The organism is Paenalcaligenes sp. GW821-LYS-B07-1, from assembly GCF_058803365.1.
The window spans coordinates 363,956-381,722 of the sequence record NZ_CM179516.1; the positions used below are offsets into that span (position 1 = coordinate 363,956).

The 17,767-nt window shown below is 49.3% G+C and carries 18 protein-coding genes; 13 read left to right on the forward strand and 5 right to left on the reverse strand.

Translation table 11 applies throughout. The features are described 5' to 3' along the window. The first annotated feature begins 138 nt into the window (after positions 1–138). From metC to AC3QL0_RS01835, 12 genes are all read left to right on the forward strand, one after another. A complete protein-coding gene (gene metC, locus AC3QL0_RS01780) occupies positions 139–1,356 on the forward strand; it encodes a cystathionine beta-lyase (protein ID WP_493009801.1) in 1,218 nt (405 codons plus the stop codon). 157 nt (positions 1,357–1,513) lie between these two features. Beyond that, entirely contained in the window at positions 1,514–2,605 is a 1,092-nt protein-coding gene (locus tag AC3QL0_RS01785) for a DUF2817 domain-containing protein (RefSeq protein WP_493009802.1), read from the forward strand. A 6-nt stretch (positions 2,606–2,611) separates the two neighbouring features. Beyond that, positions 2,612–3,235: a VOC family protein gene (locus AC3QL0_RS01790; RefSeq protein ID WP_493009803.1), complete on the forward strand. Its 624-nt coding sequence runs from the start codon at positions 2,612–2,614 to the stop codon at positions 3,233–3,235. A gap of 44 nt (positions 3,236–3,279) precedes the next feature. Then, complete coding sequence (locus AC3QL0_RS01795) at positions 3,280–4,341, forward strand: ABC transporter substrate-binding protein (RefSeq protein ID WP_493009804.1); 1,062 nt, start codon at positions 3,280–3,282, stop codon at positions 4,339–4,341. 22 nt (positions 4,342–4,363) lie between these two features. After that, positions 4,364–5,119 carry an ABC transporter ATP-binding protein gene (locus AC3QL0_RS01800; RefSeq protein WP_430221598.1) on the forward strand — a complete coding sequence of 252 codons (756 nt, stop codon included), beginning with the start codon at positions 4,364–4,366 and terminating at the stop codon, positions 5,117–5,119. Between the two features lie 17 nt (positions 5,120–5,136). After that, the gene (locus AC3QL0_RS01805) at positions 5,137–5,907 is read left to right on the forward strand and encodes an ABC transporter permease (RefSeq protein WP_493009805.1); all 771 of its coding nucleotides are present in this window, start codon (positions 5,137–5,139) and stop codon (positions 5,905–5,907) included. Further along, on the forward strand, positions 5,904–6,686 hold the full coding sequence (locus tag AC3QL0_RS01810; protein ID WP_493009807.1) for an ABC transporter permease: 783 nt from the start codon (positions 5,904–5,906) through the stop codon (positions 6,684–6,686). Before AC3QL0_RS01805 ends, AC3QL0_RS01810 begins: the two co-directional genes overlap by 4 nt. Positions 6,687–6,701: 15 nt before the next feature. Next, positions 6,702–7,118: a PaaI family thioesterase gene (locus AC3QL0_RS01815; RefSeq protein WP_135865800.1), complete on the forward strand. Its 417-nt coding sequence runs from the start codon at positions 6,702–6,704 to the stop codon at positions 7,116–7,118. Between the two features lie 3 nt (positions 7,119–7,121). Beyond that, on the forward strand, positions 7,122–8,636 hold the full coding sequence (locus AC3QL0_RS01820; protein WP_493009808.1) for a class I adenylate-forming enzyme family protein: 1,515 nt from the start codon (positions 7,122–7,124) through the stop codon (positions 8,634–8,636). Positions 8,637–8,661: 25 nt separating this feature from the next. Then, the gene (locus AC3QL0_RS01825) at positions 8,662–9,681 is read left to right on the forward strand and encodes a zinc-binding dehydrogenase (RefSeq protein ID WP_493009809.1); all 1,020 of its coding nucleotides are present in this window, start codon (positions 8,662–8,664) and stop codon (positions 9,679–9,681) included. A gap of 19 nt (positions 9,682–9,700) precedes the next feature. Continuing rightward, on the forward strand, positions 9,701–10,456 hold the full coding sequence (locus AC3QL0_RS01830; protein WP_493009810.1) for an SDR family NAD(P)-dependent oxidoreductase: 756 nt from the start codon (positions 9,701–9,703) through the stop codon (positions 10,454–10,456). Between the two features lie 52 nt (positions 10,457–10,508). Next, positions 10,509–10,979 carry an Lrp/AsnC family transcriptional regulator gene (locus AC3QL0_RS01835; RefSeq protein ID WP_493009811.1) on the forward strand — a complete coding sequence of 157 codons (471 nt, stop codon included), beginning with the start codon at positions 10,509–10,511 and terminating at the stop codon, positions 10,977–10,979. A 17-nt stretch (positions 10,980–10,996) separates the two neighbouring features. On the opposite strand, the gene AC3QL0_RS01840 is transcribed toward AC3QL0_RS01835, so the two are convergent. Then, positions 10,997–12,613 (reverse strand): Na/Pi cotransporter family protein, encoded by a 1,617-nt coding sequence (locus AC3QL0_RS01840; RefSeq protein WP_493009812.1) that lies wholly within the window; start codon positions 12,611–12,613, stop codon positions 10,997–10,999. Between the two features lie 254 nt (positions 12,614–12,867). Between AC3QL0_RS01840 and AC3QL0_RS01845 the strand changes: the two genes are divergently transcribed. Next, positions 12,868–14,526, forward strand: coding sequence for an EAL domain-containing protein (locus AC3QL0_RS01845; RefSeq protein ID WP_493009813.1), 1,659 nt, complete (start codon positions 12,868–12,870; stop codon positions 14,524–14,526). 44 nt (positions 14,527–14,570) lie between these two features. Here AC3QL0_RS01845 and proB read toward each other — a convergent pair whose 3' ends face one another. The 4 genes from proB to rplU form a co-directional block, all read right to left on the reverse strand. Beyond that, positions 14,571–15,722, reverse strand: a complete 1,152-nt coding sequence (gene proB, locus AC3QL0_RS01850) for a glutamate 5-kinase (RefSeq protein WP_493009814.1) — start codon at positions 15,720–15,722, stop codon at positions 14,571–14,573. A 108-nt stretch (positions 15,723–15,830) separates the two neighbouring features. Next, positions 15,831–16,964, reverse strand: coding sequence for a GTPase ObgE (obgE, locus tag AC3QL0_RS01855; RefSeq protein WP_493009815.1), 1,134 nt, complete (start codon positions 16,962–16,964; stop codon positions 15,831–15,833). Between the two features lie 106 nt (positions 16,965–17,070). After that, a complete protein-coding gene (gene rpmA / locus AC3QL0_RS01860; protein ID WP_135866024.1) occupies positions 17,071–17,331 on the reverse strand; it encodes a 50S ribosomal protein L27 in 261 nt (86 codons plus the stop codon). Positions 17,332–17,376: 45 nt separating this feature from the next. Continuing rightward, positions 17,377–17,688, reverse strand: coding sequence for a 50S ribosomal protein L21 (gene rplU / locus AC3QL0_RS01865; protein ID WP_493009816.1), 312 nt, complete (start codon positions 17,686–17,688; stop codon positions 17,377–17,379). Positions 17,689–17,767 lie beyond the last annotated feature (79 nt).

The following is a 17,767-nucleotide window of genomic DNA, read 5'->3' on the forward strand; positions in this document are numbered from 1 at the left end:
GATTACCCTAGGGTGGGTTGTGTTGTGAAAATTTTGTTATTAGTATTTATTAACGAAAAATAAACCACACAATCAATAAATATTAGTAAATTATTCTACTAAGTGAGTTTTCACAAGAATCGTTTTCTGGAGAAGAAAGTGGGTGAATCAGGAAGTTCAACGCAAACCATGCTGACGCAGGTAGGACGGGGCGGGGAATCCTCGTTGCAGTATGTGAATCCGCCTATAGTGCGTGGCACTACGGTTTTGGCTCAAACTCTGGAACAGTGGCGTCAGCGGGCTAAATTGCCTTTTAATGCCAAGCCACAAGCTAACTATGGTCGTTTTGGCACGCTGACAACGGCAGCGTTCGAGTCGGCCATTGCTGAGCTAGAAGGGGCTTATAAGTCCTTTTGTTTTCCGTCGGGGTTAGCTGCCTGCACACACTCGCTGCTGGCAGTGTGCAAGCCCGGTAGCCATGTATTGCTGACAGACTTTGTGTACTGGCCATTACGTGAGTTTGCTGAAAATGTGCTGACGAAATTGGGGGTGGAAGTAGAGTTTTTCACTAGTCAAAACACGGCCGATGTGCTGAGTTGCTTCAAGGAAAACACCTGCGCCTTATACCTAGAAGCACCGGGTTCTATTTCGTTTGAAATGTGTGAAGTCGATGAGTTGGCTCATGCAGCGCACCAGCGTGGCGCCATTGTGCTGATGGATAACACGTGGGCTACACCCCTACTGTTTAAGCCTTTAGATCATGGTGTGGATATCTCTATACAGTCCGTCAGTAAATACATAGGCGGCCACTCCGACTGCATTATGGGGGTAGCGTCTTGTACTGAAAAAGCGTGGGATATGCTCTCTAATTCGGTGACGCGTTTTGGGCAAACAGCATCGCCAGATGATCTCTATCAGGCATTGCGTGGTTTGCGTACTTTAGACGTACGGTTGCGTCAGCATGGTCAGTCGGCGCTGAGCGTAGCGCACTGGTTAGAAGCACAACCAGAGGTACAGCGTGTGTGCTGTCCTGGGTTGGAATCGCATCCGGGTCATGCCACATTTAAACGTTTATTCCGTGGCGTATCTGGCTTGTTTTCCTTTGTGTTCGAGCCCATGCCCGAAGAAAAGCTAGCGGTGTTTTTCGACTCTCTGCGTATTGTGGGTATAGGTCTGTCGTGGGGTGGTTTTGAAAGTTTGGTGGTGCCGCTAGTCGCCAGACCGGCTTCGCAAATTCATGATGATTACCCCAAAGAAGGCCAGTTAGTCAGGATTCATGTGGGCTTAGAGAACATCGAAGACCTCATCAATGACCTGCAGCAAGCCTTTGCACAGATGCGTCTTTATGAGCCCAAAACTGAGCACGGCATGGTTTAGAACTATACGAAACTGGTAAGTCGCTATAAGCATATACATAATTCCTCGTTCGGGACTTACCTTTTAGCGTGATAAATTTTTGTAATACTTTTGGCTGTTTTTAAAACTACTAGAAGTATTGGTGATGTTTATTAGCAGTATGGTAGGGGGAAGCAACATGCTCGATTATTACTCTCAGAGTTATGACGAGGCACGATCTGCATTTTTATACGCAGCCAAAAATGTAGGTCAAACTAGGGTGTTAAGCCAAGAATTGCCAGGGTATCAAGGCGCGACTGGCGAGGCATTAACGCAGGACGCCGTCTATATAGGCGACCCGGATGCCAAACACGTACTGGTGATGTTGTGCGGTACCCATGGTTTAGAAGGGTATGCCTCCTCTGCCTTACTCACAGCCTTTTTAGATGCAGTGCACCAACGCACTATCGTATTGCCCACAGACGTTGCCGTGCTGCTGGTGCATGCCGTGAATCCGTATGGTTTCTCGTATATGTTGCGTACCAACGAGCGCAACGTAGACCTGAATCGTAATTTCATTGATTTTTCTACCACCACGCCAGCCAATCCGCTGTACGCGCAGATACATCCGTTCTTGTGTGGGGCTACATCTGCACAACAACAGCAGGATAACGCGCAGGCTTTGCAGCAATGGATAGCAGAACACGGCAAAAACAATTTTTTCCGTGCTTTGTTTGATGGTCAGTACGACATAGAAGAAGGGCTGATTTATGGTGGTCAGGCCCGCCAATGGTCCAATTTGGCCTTGGAAAATGTGGCACACGAATTTCTACAAGATAAAGAAAAGGTGGTGTTCATAGACTGGCACACTGGTCTAGGCGAATACGGCCATGCTTTCTACCTCTGCTTTAATGAGCCCGGCAGCAGCGAGTGGCAAGAATGCTGCGAGATGTGGGGCCAAGACAATATAGAAACCAAAGCAGGTTTTGATGGTAGTGAGCGCCCCAAATACTCTGGTTTGGTTTTTAACGGGGTACGCAGTTTTGTGGGGAAAACACGCTTTGTAGGGGCGGTGATTGAGTTTGGTACTACACCGCCGGAATACACCATCAGTGGTCTACAAGCAGATAACCGTTTGCGTTTTGATAGCAGCTTAAGTGATGAAGAGCGTGAACAACTCAAAGCCGATGCCTTTGATGCTTTTTGCCCGCTAGCGCCTGAGTGGCGATTGGATGTGCTGAAAGAAGGCCTGCGTATCAGTGAGCGTGCACTGCACAGTTTGAACAAGTAAAACACCATGCAAACAATTGATCATTTTATGTTTGGCGCCAAGCAATTGCCGCCTCTAGCGGAAGCTTTCGCCTTGAAAACGGGAATGGTGGCTGAAACCGGTGGCAAACACCGTTTATTCGGCACACATAACCAACTGATAGGCGGTGGTTCTAGTCCCTACTTAGAGCTGATTGCGATCGATGAGTCATCAGATGCACAGAGCGTGTTGCGATATGAGCTGCAAGCGTTAGAGCGGCCTACTTTGCACCGTTTCATCATGCGTAGCACCTTGGCAAATTTTGATGCGTTAACGGCTGCTTACGCGGTGGCAGGCATTGAAAGCGATGTAGTGCCTTTGTCTAGAGAAAGTCAAAGCGGTGAGATGCTGCAGTGGCATTTGCTGATACCGCGCCCCAATGCGTTGGGTGTGTTGGCTCCCTATTTCATTGATTGGGGTGATGCTCAGCATCCTTCCGAGCGCTTGACTGACCAGTTTAGTTTGGTGGCATGTCAGGCAGGGCACCCAGAGCCCGTTGTAGTACAGACATTGTGGGAGGCATTGGGCGTGAATATTCCCGTGTCCCACGCAAAACAACCAGAGCTGAACATTACGATTCAGTCGGCAAAGGGCGTGTTTCAGCTCCCTTAACTCATCACAGTAAACAATATTCCTCCAAAGAGGCGGTGTTAGCCATGAAGAAAATCGCATTGAGTGTGGCCTTATTGGCCAGTAGTAATCTGTACGCAGCAGATGATTTGGAAAAAGTCCGTATAGGCTTTCCTCCAGCGTGGTCGGCCGTAGAAGCGGCCATTCCCTTTGGGGATGCGCTGGGCTTCTTTAAAGAAGAAGGTCTAGAGCTGGAATACGTATCAGTACAAGGTACGGCCGTGTTGTTGCCACAGGTGGCGAATGGTTCGGTGGAGTTCGGCATTATGAGCCCTGACTTGTCCGTCATTGCTGCTGCCAAAGATGAGAAATTCCCTATTCAGTTCTTCTACAACTTTTACCCACGCAATATTTTTGAAATCACCGTCTTGGAAGACAGCGATATCAAAACCTTGGCGGATCTTAAAGGCAAGAAAATGGGTGTGGGCGCATTGAGCTGGGGCAACCTGCCTATGAGCCGTCTCATGCTGGGTGATGCGGGTGTGACCTGGATGAAAGATGTGCAAGTGATGCCTGTGGGTGTAGGCCCTGCGGCATGGCAGCGCATGAAATCCGGTAGTGTGGATGCGCTGAACCTACCGGCTCCGCAAAACGTGATGATGGAAAAAGACGGTACCGCCATTCGTCGTCTGCCTATTCCTGAAGAGTTTGCCAACTTGTTTGCGAACGGGGTAGCCACCAGCGAACAGTTAATTCAATCCAACCCTCAGTTGGTGGAACGTATGGGACGCGCGATTGCTAAGTCGTTTGTGGCGTGCGCAACGGATACTGAAAAATGCGTGAAAGCTTACTGGCAAATCGACCCTAGCTCTAGGCCAGATGCGGCTAACGAGGCTAAGTGGGTAGACACCTTCTCGGCTGTGAACGACGGTACGTACAACATTATTGGTTTGTACGACATCAAAGAAAACTTCGGCCAATACAACAAGGCTGATTGGGAAAAATTCGCGCAAAAACTGTACGAAGGTGAGCAGATCTCTACGACGGACTTTGATGTAGAAACTCTCTACACCAACCAGTTCATCCCCGGGATCAACAATTTTGATGTAGAAGCCGTACGTAAAACGGTGCAGCAGCTACCCAACTAAGCGCAACAGCCAGGATTGAGTCATGTCGTTAACGTTGAAAGATATTGTGGTCAGCTATCCCAGTAAACGTGGTGAAGTGCTGGCTCTGGATAAGCTGGACCTATCGGTAGAGTCGTCCTCCTTTGTCTCGGTACTGGGGCCGTCGGGCTGCGGTAAGTCTACGCTAGTACGTTTGGTCTCGGGGCTGTTAAAGCCTACAGCCGGTCAGGTGGAATTTAACGGTCAGGTCATCAAAGGTGCACGTGACGACGTAGGTGTGGCATTCCAGCAGGCAGCATTGCTGCCTTGGAAAACGGCACTGGATAACGTATTGCTGCCTATGAGCTTGACTGGAAAGTCGCCACGCCAGCACCAAGAACAAGCCCGTGATTTGTTGGACTTGGTAGGGCTAAAAGGCTTTCACGATCGCTATCCCTTTGAGCTGTCTGGCGGTATGCAGCAACGGGTGTCGTTAGCCCGTTCACTGATACGTAATCCGTCGGTATTGGTGATGGATGAGCCTTTTTCAGCACTAGACGCCATGACTAGAGAAAACATGATGGTAGAGCTACAGCGTATTTGGCTGGAGAAAAAACCATCGGTGTTGTTCATTACGCACTCCATACAAGAAGCGGTGTTTTTGTCTGATCGCGTGGTGGTGATGAGCGGTAGACCCGGCAAGATCGTGGCTGACGTGAAGATAGATATTCCTAGACCACGCAGCATCGATACCTTGTACAGCCCGGAGTTCATCGAGATGTCTAACTATCTGCGATCGATTTTTGATGATCACGAATGAGCTAAGGGGTAGTGATCATGAACCAAGTGTTGAAAAGAGTGCTGTTGCCCATAGCACCAGTGATCGCATTTTTTGTGATTTGGTATTGCGTGATAACGCTGTTCCATATCCCGAATCGTGTGTTTCCGGGGCCTGAAGCCGTCTTAGAACGCATCTATAACGGACTGTTTAAAGATGCCGATTTGTGGCCGCATTTGTCGCAGACCTTGCAAAGCACCATCTTGGGGTTCCTGTTAGGGACGTTGCTGGCGGTGGTGTTTGGTAGTGTGTTGGCCATGTACAAGCGGGTAGAGCTGTTGATGTATCCGGTTGTGGTGGTGTTACAGGCCGTGCCTAAAGTGGCGATTGCACCGTTGATTTTGCTGTGGCTGGGCTATGAGACCAAAAGCACTGTGGTTCTGGTGGCCTTGATTTGTTTCTTCCCCATTTTTGTGGGCACCTTTGTAGGCATACGAGCCACGCCACCTGTGCTGTTGGATCTATTCAAAAGCTTAAATGCCAACAGCCTGAAACTGTACTGGCATTGCTGCTTGCCTAATGCCGCAGGTTCCATCCTCTCGGGTTTGCAAGTGGGCTGGGGCTTTGCCTTGGTGGGCTGTGTGGTGATGGAGTTCATCGTAGGGATGGGCGGTGCGGGTTTCTTGATTGATAACTCAGCCAACTCACTGGATACCACAACTGCTGTAACCGCCATGGTACTGCTAGGGGTGTTGGGCTACGTAGGTGGAGCGCTGCTGACCTATGCCAAAGAGAAATTGGTGTTCTGGGAAGGGAGTAAACGCTCATGAGTGATAACTATTTTTTCGCACCTAAATGGCAGCGTGTTGTGTTGCCGGTGTTGGGTGTGATTGTGTTGATTGCTGGTTGGCATTACCTAGCGACATACGTAGTAGCTAACCCCACACTGATGCCTGATCCTATCAGCGTTTTTAAAAACGTGGCAGCGTGGGGAGGCCAAGGGTGGTTTGAAACCCATTTTGTGGCCACGGTGATTGCCACCTTAGTGGGGCTGCTCATTGGTGCCAGTTTGGGTTTCTTGTTTGGCATTGTGGTTAGCGAAGTTGAAACCTTATATCGCGTGTTTCACCCCATTGTGCAGGCTTTGCAAGCTATGCCCGTAGTCGCTATCGCACCATTGGTGATTGTGTGGTTTGGCATTGGCTTGGCTTCTAAGATTGCCTTGGTTGCCATTGGTACGTTCTTTGTCATGTTTATTCATACGGTAGCTGGTATGCGGTCGGTGTCGTCTGAGTTGGTAGACATGGCTAAGGCCTTTGGTGGTGGACGCTGGCGCATTGTTTTTTTAGTGAAAATCAAGTCGGCTCTGGATTATGTATTTAGTGGTCTAGAGGTTTGCGCAGCCTTGAGCTTCATCTTGTGTGTAGTGGGCGAGTTTTTAGCCGCCAAAGCAGGGATTGGCTATTACCTGCGGGCTGCTTCCTACGATATTGATGCAACAGCCATGTTTTCAGCTGTATTTGTGCTGGCGCTTTTAGCAACCTTGTTGGCCTTTGCCGTTCGGGTTTTGCATCACCATTTGGTTTTTTGGAAATACAGCAAACATTAAGTACAGGAGAGCACTATGAGTCAGGAATTGCGTCAACTTTTTGAGAACCTAATTGAGGAATCACCCTTCATCCAAAGTTGTGGCATGGAGCTGGTAGACCTTGATGTAGAGGCCGCTACAGTAGACATGAAAATGCCGCTGTTGCCAAACTTGGCCAGAGACCGCGCTGCCACCCAGTTTCACGGTGGTGCTATCGCTTCGTTGATTGATACCGCCGGTGATTTGGCGGTGGCGTTAAGTGTAGGTGGTGCAGTACCTACCATTAACTTCCGTGTGGATTTTATTCGTCCTTCCAGTGGCCCATACCTGATTGCCAAAGCCGTAGCGCGCCGCGTGGGGCGTTCGGTTGGGGTGGCGGATGTGGATGTGTATGACGAGCAGGGCAGACTGACGGCCATTGGTCGTGGCTGCTACAGCGCGCAAAAGGGCTAAGCCATGTCTACAGAGCAATTTCCACAAAGTAGTAATCTGGGTGGAGCCATTGCTGAGCAGGTGAGCCCGCAGCAAGCCTGGTTGATAGAGGTAGATGAACGCGGGCAAGAGCGCGTGTTCAGCTATTATGATCTGCACGATCAGGCAGCACGTATTGCGGGTTTTTTGCAGCAGCAAGGCTTGGCCAAAGGTTCACGTATTGGACTGATGGGTTTAAATAGTGCGGAGTATCTACTGGCTTATTACGGCATTATGCAAGCCGGTTATTGCGCGGTGCCCATAGGTTTCAAACTGGCTTCAGACACCATTCACTACATCGTACGTGATGCACAGGTGCAGACGGTGTTTTGTGATAGTGAATTTGAACATTTGCTGCCCACCGGCACGGAGCACATCAATCTAGCAACGCTATTGAACACGGTAAGCAGTGCCAGCAACAGGACTGAAATCGTCGTGCCACAGCCTAGTGATGCCGCAACGATACTGTATACCTCGGGGTCTACTGGTGTGCCTAAAGGAGTGCCGCTTACCCATGGCGGTTATATCTGGGCACTGCAAAAAATGCGTGTGAACGGGGGCGAGTTTTTTCAAACCCAGCATGCCAAGGTTCTATGTGCTGCACCGTTGTCACACATGAATGCCTTGTTCTTGTCAAAGTTGGTGACGGCATACGGCGGCACCTTAGTGATGTTGAAGAAATTCACGGCACAAAGCTTCCTACAAGCTTGCCAAGATCACCGCTGCCAAGTGGTGACAGCCGTGCCAACCATGTTGGCGATGGCACTGCGCGCATTAGAAGATCAACAGTTCAGTTATGACTTTAGTTCAGTGCTGAGTGTAGCAATGGGCTCGTCCCCCATCACTGATGAGCTGCATCGCAGTGTCAGTGCGTTGTTCCCCAATGCCACTGTGAATAACAACTGGGGCACCACCGAAACTGGGCCTGCCGTTTTTGGGCCGCACCCTACCGGTTTGACACGCCCAGCCTTGTCCTTGGGGCATCCCATTGCGGATGTGGAGGTACGTTTAGGTACGGATAACGCCGAAGAAGGAGAACTGTGGGTACGCAGTAAAGCGGTGATGCCAGGCTACCTGAACCGTGATGATGAAACAGCTAAATCCCTGCACGAAGGTTGGTACAAGACCGGCGATGTGATGCGTAGGGATACGGACGGCTTTTTCTACTTTGTCGGTAGGGTAGACGACATGTTTGTCTGCGGAGGTGAAAACATTTACCCCAGTGACGTAGAGAAACTGCTGATGAAACACCCGGATGTGGTGCAAGTCGCTGTAGTCGCCGTAGTAGATCAGATCAAAGGTCAGGTGCCTGCTGCATTTGTGGTGAAGCGCCAAGCCTCACAGATCAACGAGGACGATATCAAGCAATTTGCGTTGCAAAACGGGCCGGTGTATCAGTATCCGCGCCATGTACGGTTTATTGAAGACATGCCTTTGCTGGCAAATAACAAGCTAGACAAGTTGAGCATCAAAAAAATGGCCGCTGGCTATGCCAAATAATATTTCTCTAGTGAGTGAGGGAACGATGAAAGCACAAGTTATACAGTCCCACGGGGGCATTGAACAAATTACCTTTGAAGCCAATTGGCCTACACCTACTGCGGATGCAGGCCATGTCATCATTAAAGTGGGCGCCTGCTCGCTGAACTACCACGATCTGTTTACGCTGCGTGGTATGCCTGGTATTACCGTGCCTATGCCCATCATCATGGGTATTGATATGGCCGGTAGTATTGCCGAAATAGGCCCTGATGTAGAGGGTTGGAAAGTAGGTGATAGAGTCTTAGTAGACCCGCTGGTTCTGAACCCGTACCAGCTGTTGGGTGAGACTGTGAATGGTGGCTTGGCTGAGTACTGCAAAGTGCCTGTAAGCCAGCTTATTCCTTTGCCTGATCGCGTGAGCTACGAGCAAGCAGCTGCCTTGCCGGTGGCTTATGGTACGGCTTATCGCATGATGGTGACCCGTGGTGGCTTACCGCTGGATGGCAGTGCTAAAGGCAAGAAAGTCTTTGTGCTGGGGGCGTCGGGCGGTGTGGGTACGTGCTGCGTACAGTTGGCCAAACTGAGTGGGGCTGAAGTGATTGTGGCGGCATCCAGTGATGACAAACTAGAAAAGCTGCGTGAGCTAGGTGCTGATCATGGCATCAACTACAAAGAGCAAGACTTCATCAAAGGGCTGCACGATCACGTAGGTAAACCACGTATTAGTGGTACTGGTGGCGTGGACATGATTGTGAACTTCACCGGTGGTGATACCTGGGTATCGTCTATCAAATCGTTGAAAAAAGGCGGAAAGTTGCTGACATGTGGTGCCACGGCTGGTTTTGATCCTAAAACCGATCTGCGCTATATCTGGACCTTTGAACTTACGGTATTGGGCTCCAATGGCTGGATGCGCGAAGATCTGCATGCGTTGCTGGCATTGGTAGAAAAAGGCGATTTGAATCCACCTGTGGACATGCGCTATCCATTAGAAGACACGGCCCAAGCCTTTGCGGCGCTGGAAAACCGTTCTGCTTTCGGCAAAGTGATTGTTCAACCTTAACAACGACAGGAATACGCATATGGCGCAGCTACAAGGAAAAGTGGCTCTGGTTACCGGGGCCAGCCAAGGGATAGGCTATCAAATTGCATTGCGTTTGGCGCGATTAGGCGCTTTCGTGTGTGTGCATGCACACCGATCCAAAGAATCGTTAATGCAGTTAGTGGCGACTATCGAGGCAGAGGGCGGAAAAGCTGCGCCTATTTTTGCAGATTTATCCGATGTAAAAGGGCCATACGATATCCAGGCACAATTTGATAAAATTGTGGCCGACACCGTTGGCGAAACAAGATTGGATATATTGGTCAATAATGCAGGTGTATTGAAACGTGAGCCAATTGAAAGTGTGACGTCAGAGCAGTTTGACCTGACACTAATGGTGAATTTAAAAGCCCCATTTTTTCTGACACAATGCATGTTGCCCCGTTTGCGAGATCACGGGCGGATCATCAATATTTCTTCTATGGGTACACGCATGGCCTTTCCTGAAATGGCCGTGTATGCGCCAGCTAAAGCTGGGCTAGAGGCATTGACGCGCTTACTGGCGGCACATTTAGGACCTCGAGGAATTACGGTAAATACTGTTGCACCAGGCCTGACAGAAACCGCTATGAGTCCTATTGATGAACACACAGCAGCACGAGCCATTAACAGCATTGCATTAGGGCGCATTGGTGCTCCCGGTGACATTGCCGACGTAGTCGCTTTCTTGGCAACGGATGAAGCTAAATGGATTACCGCGCAGCGTATTGAAGTAAGTGGTGGGCAAAAAATTTGAGTTAAACCATACTTTGCCAATCATTAATATTGATTATTTTAAGGAAAGAAAATTGGATATTATTGATAGGCAAATTCTACAAATTCTACAAGAAGATGCGGATGTGGCTATTAGCGAAATCGCAGCGCGAGTTGGTTTGTCCAGCACGCCATGTTGGAAGCGTATACAGAAATTAAAAGAAGAAGGAGTTATCCAGAAACGCGTTGTACTGTGTGACCCTGAAAAATTAGGGTTAAATACGACGGTATTTGTGAAAGTATCTACCAATCATCACAACGAAGACTGGATTAAAAAATTTGCCTTATCGGTTCAGGATATTCCAGAAATCGTAGAGGCTTATAGAATGAGTGGTGATGTGGATTATTTACTGCGTGTGATCGTCAATGACATTCAAGGTTATGACGCAGTCTATAAAAAGCTGATTCAGGCGTGTGATTTACACGATGTTAGTTCCAGCTTTGCGATGGAAGTGATTAAGTATTCCACTGCATTGCCGGTGCAGGACAGATCCAGCAAAGCCTAGGTAGGCTTTGCCGTCATTTACGCAGGCTCTATGTCTGTACTGTTTTCTACGATGGTGCGGTTCTCGGTAGAAAGGTAATGGCAGATACGCCATACATGGTAGGCGATGCGTTCTAGCCAACGCATGGAGTCCAGAATATGCAGGGCTTGGGCCGAGTCCCTGTAACCGCTAGCTGTTTCAGTCATGATTTGTGTACGTGCTTGTTGGCGTAACACACTTAGGGCTTCATTCTGATGGGCCAACACCTGCAACCAACCTTCTTCAGCTTGTCCTGATAAGCCTTGGATGGCTAGTTTCAGTAAGTGGTCTGTGCTGTTTAAGGCTTCTTGAAGAATAGCGGGCACATTCTCTATGGTTGTTAGGCGCACATTAACGGTGCGGCCATAGATTCTTAACAAGTGATCTAGAACGTGCATTTGGGCTAAGTGAGTGGACACTAACGCATCATGTTCATCGGTTAAGCGTATACCAGCAAAGAACTCCTGAGAGTCGTCCAACGCCTTGTGTAAGCGTTGGCGTTCTGTAGGGCTTAACGGCGACTCTGTGGGCATGGTGCAGAGCTGGCGAGCTACGGTAAACAGTTCGCTAGACAGCAACACCAGCGTTTTATGCATAGAGCCCAGGGCCAGCTCAGGCACTTGCAGTTGCGAGTCATCCAGTTGGCTAGTCAGCGTGTTTTCACGTTCTGGCAGTATGCGTTCTATCAGGCGTGCAAAGCGCGCGGCGTTGGGCAAGAAAATCGCCACACCCACCGAAATAAATAAGGTATTGAAGGCAGCTAGCGCCACAGCCCCTGCTTGCAGATGCATATAGGTTTGCATAGCATCAATTAGCCAAAGCAGTATAGGTAGAATCATCAGCGCAATTAAGCCGCTAGATAAGTTAAACAGCACGTGAGTCAGTGCGGTGCGGCGTGCCAGAATGGAGCCACCAATAGCGGCTAATACCCCTGTCATGGTGGTACCGATGGCAGCACCAATAACCAGAATGGCTGCTTGTTCAAAACTGATCGCGCCTACGTCCAAGGCGGTTAGTGTGGCGGCCACCATTGCAGCGGATGATTGCAGAATCACCGTCATCACTGTACCAATCAGCATGATAAGAATGCGGTGCCACCAACTGTCAGGTTGCAGCGATTCTAAGTTCAGCATGCTGCTTAAGCCGGTCATCCCGGATTGCAGGGTATCAATCCCCACAAATAGCATGCCAAAACCGGCCATGGCTATCCCTAACGCAGGCCAGCGGCCACGGCCTAGTAACTTGATAAAAGCACCTATGCCTATGAGGGGCAGCATATAGAGCCCTAGGCTGACCTTTAATCCCAATGTGGCGATAATCCAACCTGTACCAGTAGTACCCAAGCTTGCGCCCATCACTACGCCAATGGCTTGTGTGAAGCTAATTAAGCCTGCACTGACAAAACCAATCAAGGTAACTGTGGTGGCGGTAGAAGACTGCAGTAAGATAGTAATTAACGCACCGGATGTAAAGGCACGAAATGGCGTTCCTGTAAAACGTGCTAACGCTTGGCGTAAAGAATTACCGGCAAATGTCGTCAGGCCGTCGGTAAGCATAGACATACCGATCAGGAACAGGCCTATACCGCCTAATAGCTGGAAAAGGGTGCTAGTCATGAAAAAGGAAGGGCAAAAATAAGAAACGGTATGTGGTGATCACCATACCGAATACGCTCTCACATGGTACGTAGAAAGCAGTGCTGCTGCAAGGTGGCATGATCAATGACTGATATAAATAGTAGCGATTAAATTCGCAACACACGGGAAAAGAAAGGTAGTCTGAAGTGCGGCTTGTTGTGCAGTGAACGCGTGCATCTTCTTCTGCTCAGTTTTCTTTTTTGTTTTTATATTTTTCTAGTTGGGATTCCGATATGCATCGTTATAAAGCGGCGCTGATCAGGATGACCATGCTTGGCTTGGGCGCCATAGTTCCTTCTTTGCTCTTTGCCACGTTGTCATGGCAATTCAGTCTATACAGTGAAGAACAGAGGTTACGTAGTGTCGATCACCTGATTGTGATGCGCACAGAAGATACCCTGCGAGCCGCCGAAGATGCATTGAAAGCATTGTCAGCGTATCAGGTAGAGGCCTGTTCGCCACTGCATTTGGAGAGGATGCGGCAAGTGGCGGTGAACTCTCCTGCTATTCAAGAATTAGCGTACACCATGCCCGATGGGAAAAAATGTGTCTTATGGGGACAAGTAAATGTTTTCATGGGGATACAAGATGTTAGTTTTGGTACGCCCGGCGGACTGGAAGTAACAGCTGGTATAGAGCTAAGCGAGTTGGAAGCGGAACGGGTACTTCTGCTGCGCTACGGTAATTACGAGGCTATGGTGCGGGAATGGCGATTTATGGATATGTATCTAACTCGCCCAGCATTGTTAGCATTAGCTACCATAGATGGTACCTTAGTCGCAGCCTCGGCAGCCTTTCCGCAAGAGCTACTCACGCAAGTATTCAGTGTTGAAAATGGTGAGCCCTGGCGAGATAAGCGTTACATCACAGTTATGGAGCGCCACGGGAATTGGCTAGCGTTGGCCATGGTGCCTAGGCAAGGTTTTCTGAGCTATATACAAGAAAACCGCGAAAGTATGATGCCCACCATATTGATGCTCACCATGTTGAGCTTGTTACTCACCTTGTACTTAATGTTAAAGCCACGGCCACTTACCGCGGCATTGCGGCTTGCTTTACGTCGACGAGAGATGGAAGTGTACTATCAACCCATCATGCATTTAGAAACTGGTGCGTGTGTGGGGGCTGAAGCATTGATGCGCTGGAGGCGGGGTGATGGCTCGTGGATCAGTCCGGAAGAATTTGTACCTGCAGCAGAAAAAAGCGGTCAAATCATTGAGCTGACCAACTTATTGGTTGATCGCGTGGTGGTTGAGGCTGGCGATTTTCTAGTGCTAGACCGTAATCTGCACATTAGCTTGAACTTGAGCTCGCATGATGTGCGCAGTGGACGTATTTTGCCTGTGCTACGTGAAAGCTTCCTTGAGCAAGGGGTAAAAGCCGAGCAACTGTGGTTAGAGATCACCGAACGGGTGAGCATGGATATTGAAGCCGCTAGAGACACATTGAACACGGCTCGTGATGATGGTTTTGTGGTGGCAATTGATGATTTTGGTACGGGGTATTCCAGCCTGCAGTATTTGCAGAGTTTGCCAGTGGATGTACTCAAAATAGACAAAGCATTTATTCATTCTATTGGTACTGGTGCAGCGTCTAGTGCGGTAGTCTTGCACATTATCAAGATGGCGCAAAGCTTAGGGTTGGTAATGGTAGCTGAAGGGGTGGAAACTCAAGAGCAAGCTGATTACCTGCGTGCTAATGGCGTGGATTTTGTACAGGGTTGGCTGTATTCTAAAGCGCTGAGCTGGTCGGATTTTGTGGCGTTCTATAAACGCCACCAAACTACTGGTGGCACTACGCCATGGACAAAAGAATATGACTATTATCCGTCACGGCGGCAACCTAAGCCTGATGTGTCGGCTGGGCGTATGATTGAAGCGGTTGGTGAATAAGGGGCTGTACTGACGCATAAAAAAAGGGGTTTAAACCCCTTTTTTTATGCGTTGCTATTCTGGTTAAACACCATGTTGTCGCGATGAATCAGTTCAGAGGCTGACATGCTGCCCAAAATTTCAGCGATTTTATGGCTAGGAGTACGCAAGATACGTCGAGTGTCAGAACTGGAATAGTTGATTAAGCCACGTCCGTATTCCACGCCATGCTCATCCACGCAGGCTACTACGTCGCCACGCTCGAAGTCGCCTTCCGCATGTATCACACCTATAGGTAGCAAGCTCTTGTGGCCGTTGGTCAGCGCTTTGATGGCACCTTCGTCTAGGGTGACTCGACCGCGCACACGTAGGTGATTCGCTAACCAGCGCTGACGGGCTGATTTTACGGGTAGAGTGGCACGGAGTTCTGTGCCTATGCATTCGCCTTGAGCCAATCGGTGCAAGACGTTTTCCTCTCTACCTGAGGCAATCACAGTATGGCCACCACTGTTGGCAGCGCGTTTGGCGGCCAAGATTTTGGTTAGCATACCACCTGTACCTACAGAGCTGCCTGCACCACCAGCCATTTTTTCCAGAGCTGGATCACCCGCTTGCGCCATCGAAATAAATTTAGCGTCTGGGTTACTGCGTGGGTCGGCACTGTAGAGTCCTTTCTGATCGGTCAGAATAATCAGGGATTCAGCTTCAATCAGGTTAGTAACCAGAGCGCCCAAGGTATCGTTATCGCCCAGACGAATTTCGTCGGTGACGACGGTATCATTTTCGTTAACGATAGGTACTACACCCAGCGCTAACAGTGTGTAGAGCGTGCTGCGTGCATTCAAATAGCGGTGCCTATCTGCCAAGTCTTCATGCGTCAGCAGAATTTGTGCGGTACGGATGCCATGTTTAGCAAATGCCACTTCATAGGCTTGAATCAGCCCCATTTGTCCGACGGCCGCCGCGGCTTGCAGTTCGTGCATCACACTAGGTCGGCGCGTCCAACCCAGTCGGGCAATACCTTCGGCAATCGCACCACTGGAAACCAGTACGACTTGTTTGCCTTGACGGTGCAGCTCAGCAATTTGTGCCGACCACTGTGCAACGGCATTGCTATCAATACCGCGACCATTATTGGTCACTAGTGACGAGCCTACTTTCACAACCAAGCGCTTGGCCTGGGCAATAACAGAGGTGTTATCAGACGATACAGACATGGGGGGACGCAGCAAATAAAGAGGTGATACTACAGTCTAGACTAAAACAGGTACCCGAATGGGTACCTGTGGATTTTAGCGCTGAATGACGCGAGAACGTCGTCTTTGCTATTCGTTGTCTGCTGCCGGCGGGGGTACGTCAATGTTTTGTCGTTTTTCGTCAAAACGAGGATCAACATGTACAAAAGTACCTGCTGCTTTTTCTTCCGCCTCTTGCTGTTGACGACGTTGTTCGTCCAGCCAGTTTTGAATGTCGCGAACCAGCTCTTCAGTGCCTTGACCTGTTAGGGCGGAAATGCCATAGATAGGAGCTTTCCAATCTAAGCGTTTCACCAACTCTTTACGCAGGGCTTCAGGGTCATCCACCATGTCGAGTTTGTTCAGCGCTAGCCAGCGAGGTTTGTCGCCTAGTTCTTCGCTGTACAAATTCAGTTCGGCAGTAATCACTTGGATTTGTTCTAACGCAGCCTCTACTGGGTCTACGTCTTGATCCAAGGAGCTAACGTCCACAATGTGCAGCAACAAGCGTGTGCGTGACAGGTGGCGCAAGAATAAGTGGCCTAAGCCGGCGCCTTCTGATGCGCCTTCAATCAGACCAGGAAGGTCGGCAATCACAAAGCTGTGCGAGGCCGAGGTACGTACCACACCTAGATTAGGGTGCAGCGTAGTGAAGGGATAATCAGCAATGCGTGGGCGAGCATTCGATACTTTACTGATAAAGGTGGATTTACCTGCATTAGGCAAACCTAGCAGACCCACATCAGCCAACACTTTCAGCTCTAAGCGCAGTTTGCGCTGATGACCCATTTCGCCTGGTGTGCATTGACGAGGGGCGCGGTTGATACTGCTTTTAAAGTGTAAGTTACCCAGACCACCTTGACCGCCAGCGGCCAAGATAACTTCTTGATCATGGTGATCCAGATCGAACAATAGCTCGCCTGTTTCGGCATCCATAATCGTGGTGCCCACTGGCATACGCAAGACAATATCAGTGCCAGCTGCGCCGTATTGATCTGAGCCTCTACCGTTTTCACCGTTACGTGCGCGGTGCAGTCGCGAAAACCGGTAATCAATTAAGGTGTTGACGTTACGGTCAGCGATAGCATATACGTTCCCGCCTCGACCGCCATCACCGCCATCAGGTCCACCTTTAGGGATGAACTTTTCGCGGCGAAAGCTTGCAGCGCCATTGCCGCCGCGACCGCCTATAACCTCAATGGTTGCTTCGTCTACGAATTTCATAAAGTGATTTGACCTGATGTGTAATGTACTAATGTAAAGATAGATAGTGTAAAGCAAAAAGCCCTGCCGGTTTGGGGCAGGGCTTTGATACCGTCAGTAATGATGCTTATTCAGCAGCGATTACAGAAACAGTACGTTTGTTCAGAGCACCAGAGATGCTGAACTTAACATGACCATTCACCAAGGAATACAGGGTGTGGTCTTTGCCCATGCCCACGTTCACGCCGGGGTGGAATTCAGTACCGCGCTGGCGAACGATGATAGAACCAGCATTGATGGCTTGGCCACCGTAGATTTTGACGCCCAGTCGTTTCGATTGTGAGTCGCGTCCGTTCCGCGTAGAGCCGCCGCCTTTCTTCTGTGCCATTTTTTAAACTCCAGTTATGCCGGAAGTTCTAAAACTGTACGCTAATTAAGCGTTAACAGCTTCGATACGAACTTCGGTGTAATTTTGACGGTGACCTTGTGTTTTGCGATAGCCCTTGCGACGGCGCATTTTGAAGATCTTGATTTTTGGGTGACGGCCTTGTGCAAGAACAGTAGCTTTAACCACGGCACCATTAACAAAAGGAGTACCCACTTTCAGGGACTCACCTTCACCAACAGACAAAACCTGGTCTAGCGAGATTTCTTGCCCAATGTCTGCCGGTATCTGTTCTATTTTCAATTTTTGGCCAGTAGTAACACGATACTGTTTACCACCGGTTTTTATAACCGCGTACATAGGGAAAATCCTAAAAATCTGGCGAAAATCGCCAAAATCATAAAAATAAAATTATTAGCCTTTTAAGCTAAGCCTTTTA

Coding starts and splice junctions, on each gene's coding strand:
- rplU (WP_493009816.1), bottom strand. CDS start 17,688: ATGTACGCGGTTATAAAAACCGGTGGTAAACAGTATCGTGTTACTACT.
- AC3QL0_RS01840 (WP_493009812.1), bottom strand. CDS start 12,613: ATGACTAGCACCCTTTTCCAGCTATTAGGCGGTATAGGCCTGTTCCTG.
- AC3QL0_RS01820 (WP_493009808.1), top strand. CDS start 7,122: ATGTCTACAGAGCAATTTCCACAAAGTAGTAATCTGGGTGGAGCCATT.
- AC3QL0_RS01825 (WP_493009809.1), top strand. CDS start 8,662: ATGAAAGCACAAGTTATACAGTCCCACGGGGGCATTGAACAAATTACC.
- obgE (WP_493009815.1), bottom strand. CDS start 16,964: ATGAAATTCGTAGACGAAGCAACCATTGAGGTTATAGGCGGTCGCGGC.
- AC3QL0_RS01795 (WP_493009804.1), top strand. CDS start 3,280: ATGAAGAAAATCGCATTGAGTGTGGCCTTATTGGCCAGTAGTAATCTG.
- rpmA (WP_135866024.1), bottom strand. CDS start 17,331: ATGGCACAGAAGAAAGGCGGCGGCTCTACGCGGAACGGACGCGACTCA.
- AC3QL0_RS01805 (WP_493009805.1), top strand. CDS start 5,137: ATGAACCAAGTGTTGAAAAGAGTGCTGTTGCCCATAGCACCAGTGATC.
- AC3QL0_RS01815 (WP_135865800.1), top strand. CDS start 6,702: ATGAGTCAGGAATTGCGTCAACTTTTTGAGAACCTAATTGAGGAATCA.
- AC3QL0_RS01790 (WP_493009803.1), top strand. CDS start 2,612: ATGCAAACAATTGATCATTTTATGTTTGGCGCCAAGCAATTGCCGCCT.
- AC3QL0_RS01810 (WP_493009807.1), top strand. CDS start 5,904: ATGAGTGATAACTATTTTTTCGCACCTAAATGGCAGCGTGTTGTGTTG.
- AC3QL0_RS01830 (WP_493009810.1), top strand. CDS start 9,701: ATGGCGCAGCTACAAGGAAAAGTGGCTCTGGTTACCGGGGCCAGCCAA.
- AC3QL0_RS01845 (WP_493009813.1), top strand. CDS start 12,868: ATGCATCGTTATAAAGCGGCGCTGATCAGGATGACCATGCTTGGCTTG.
- AC3QL0_RS01800 (WP_430221598.1), top strand. CDS start 4,364: ATGTCGTTAACGTTGAAAGATATTGTGGTCAGCTATCCCAGTAAACGT.
- proB (WP_493009814.1), bottom strand. CDS start 15,722: ATGTCTGTATCGTCTGATAACACCTCTGTTATTGCCCAGGCCAAGCGC.
- AC3QL0_RS01785 (WP_493009802.1), top strand. CDS start 1,514: ATGCTCGATTATTACTCTCAGAGTTATGACGAGGCACGATCTGCATTT.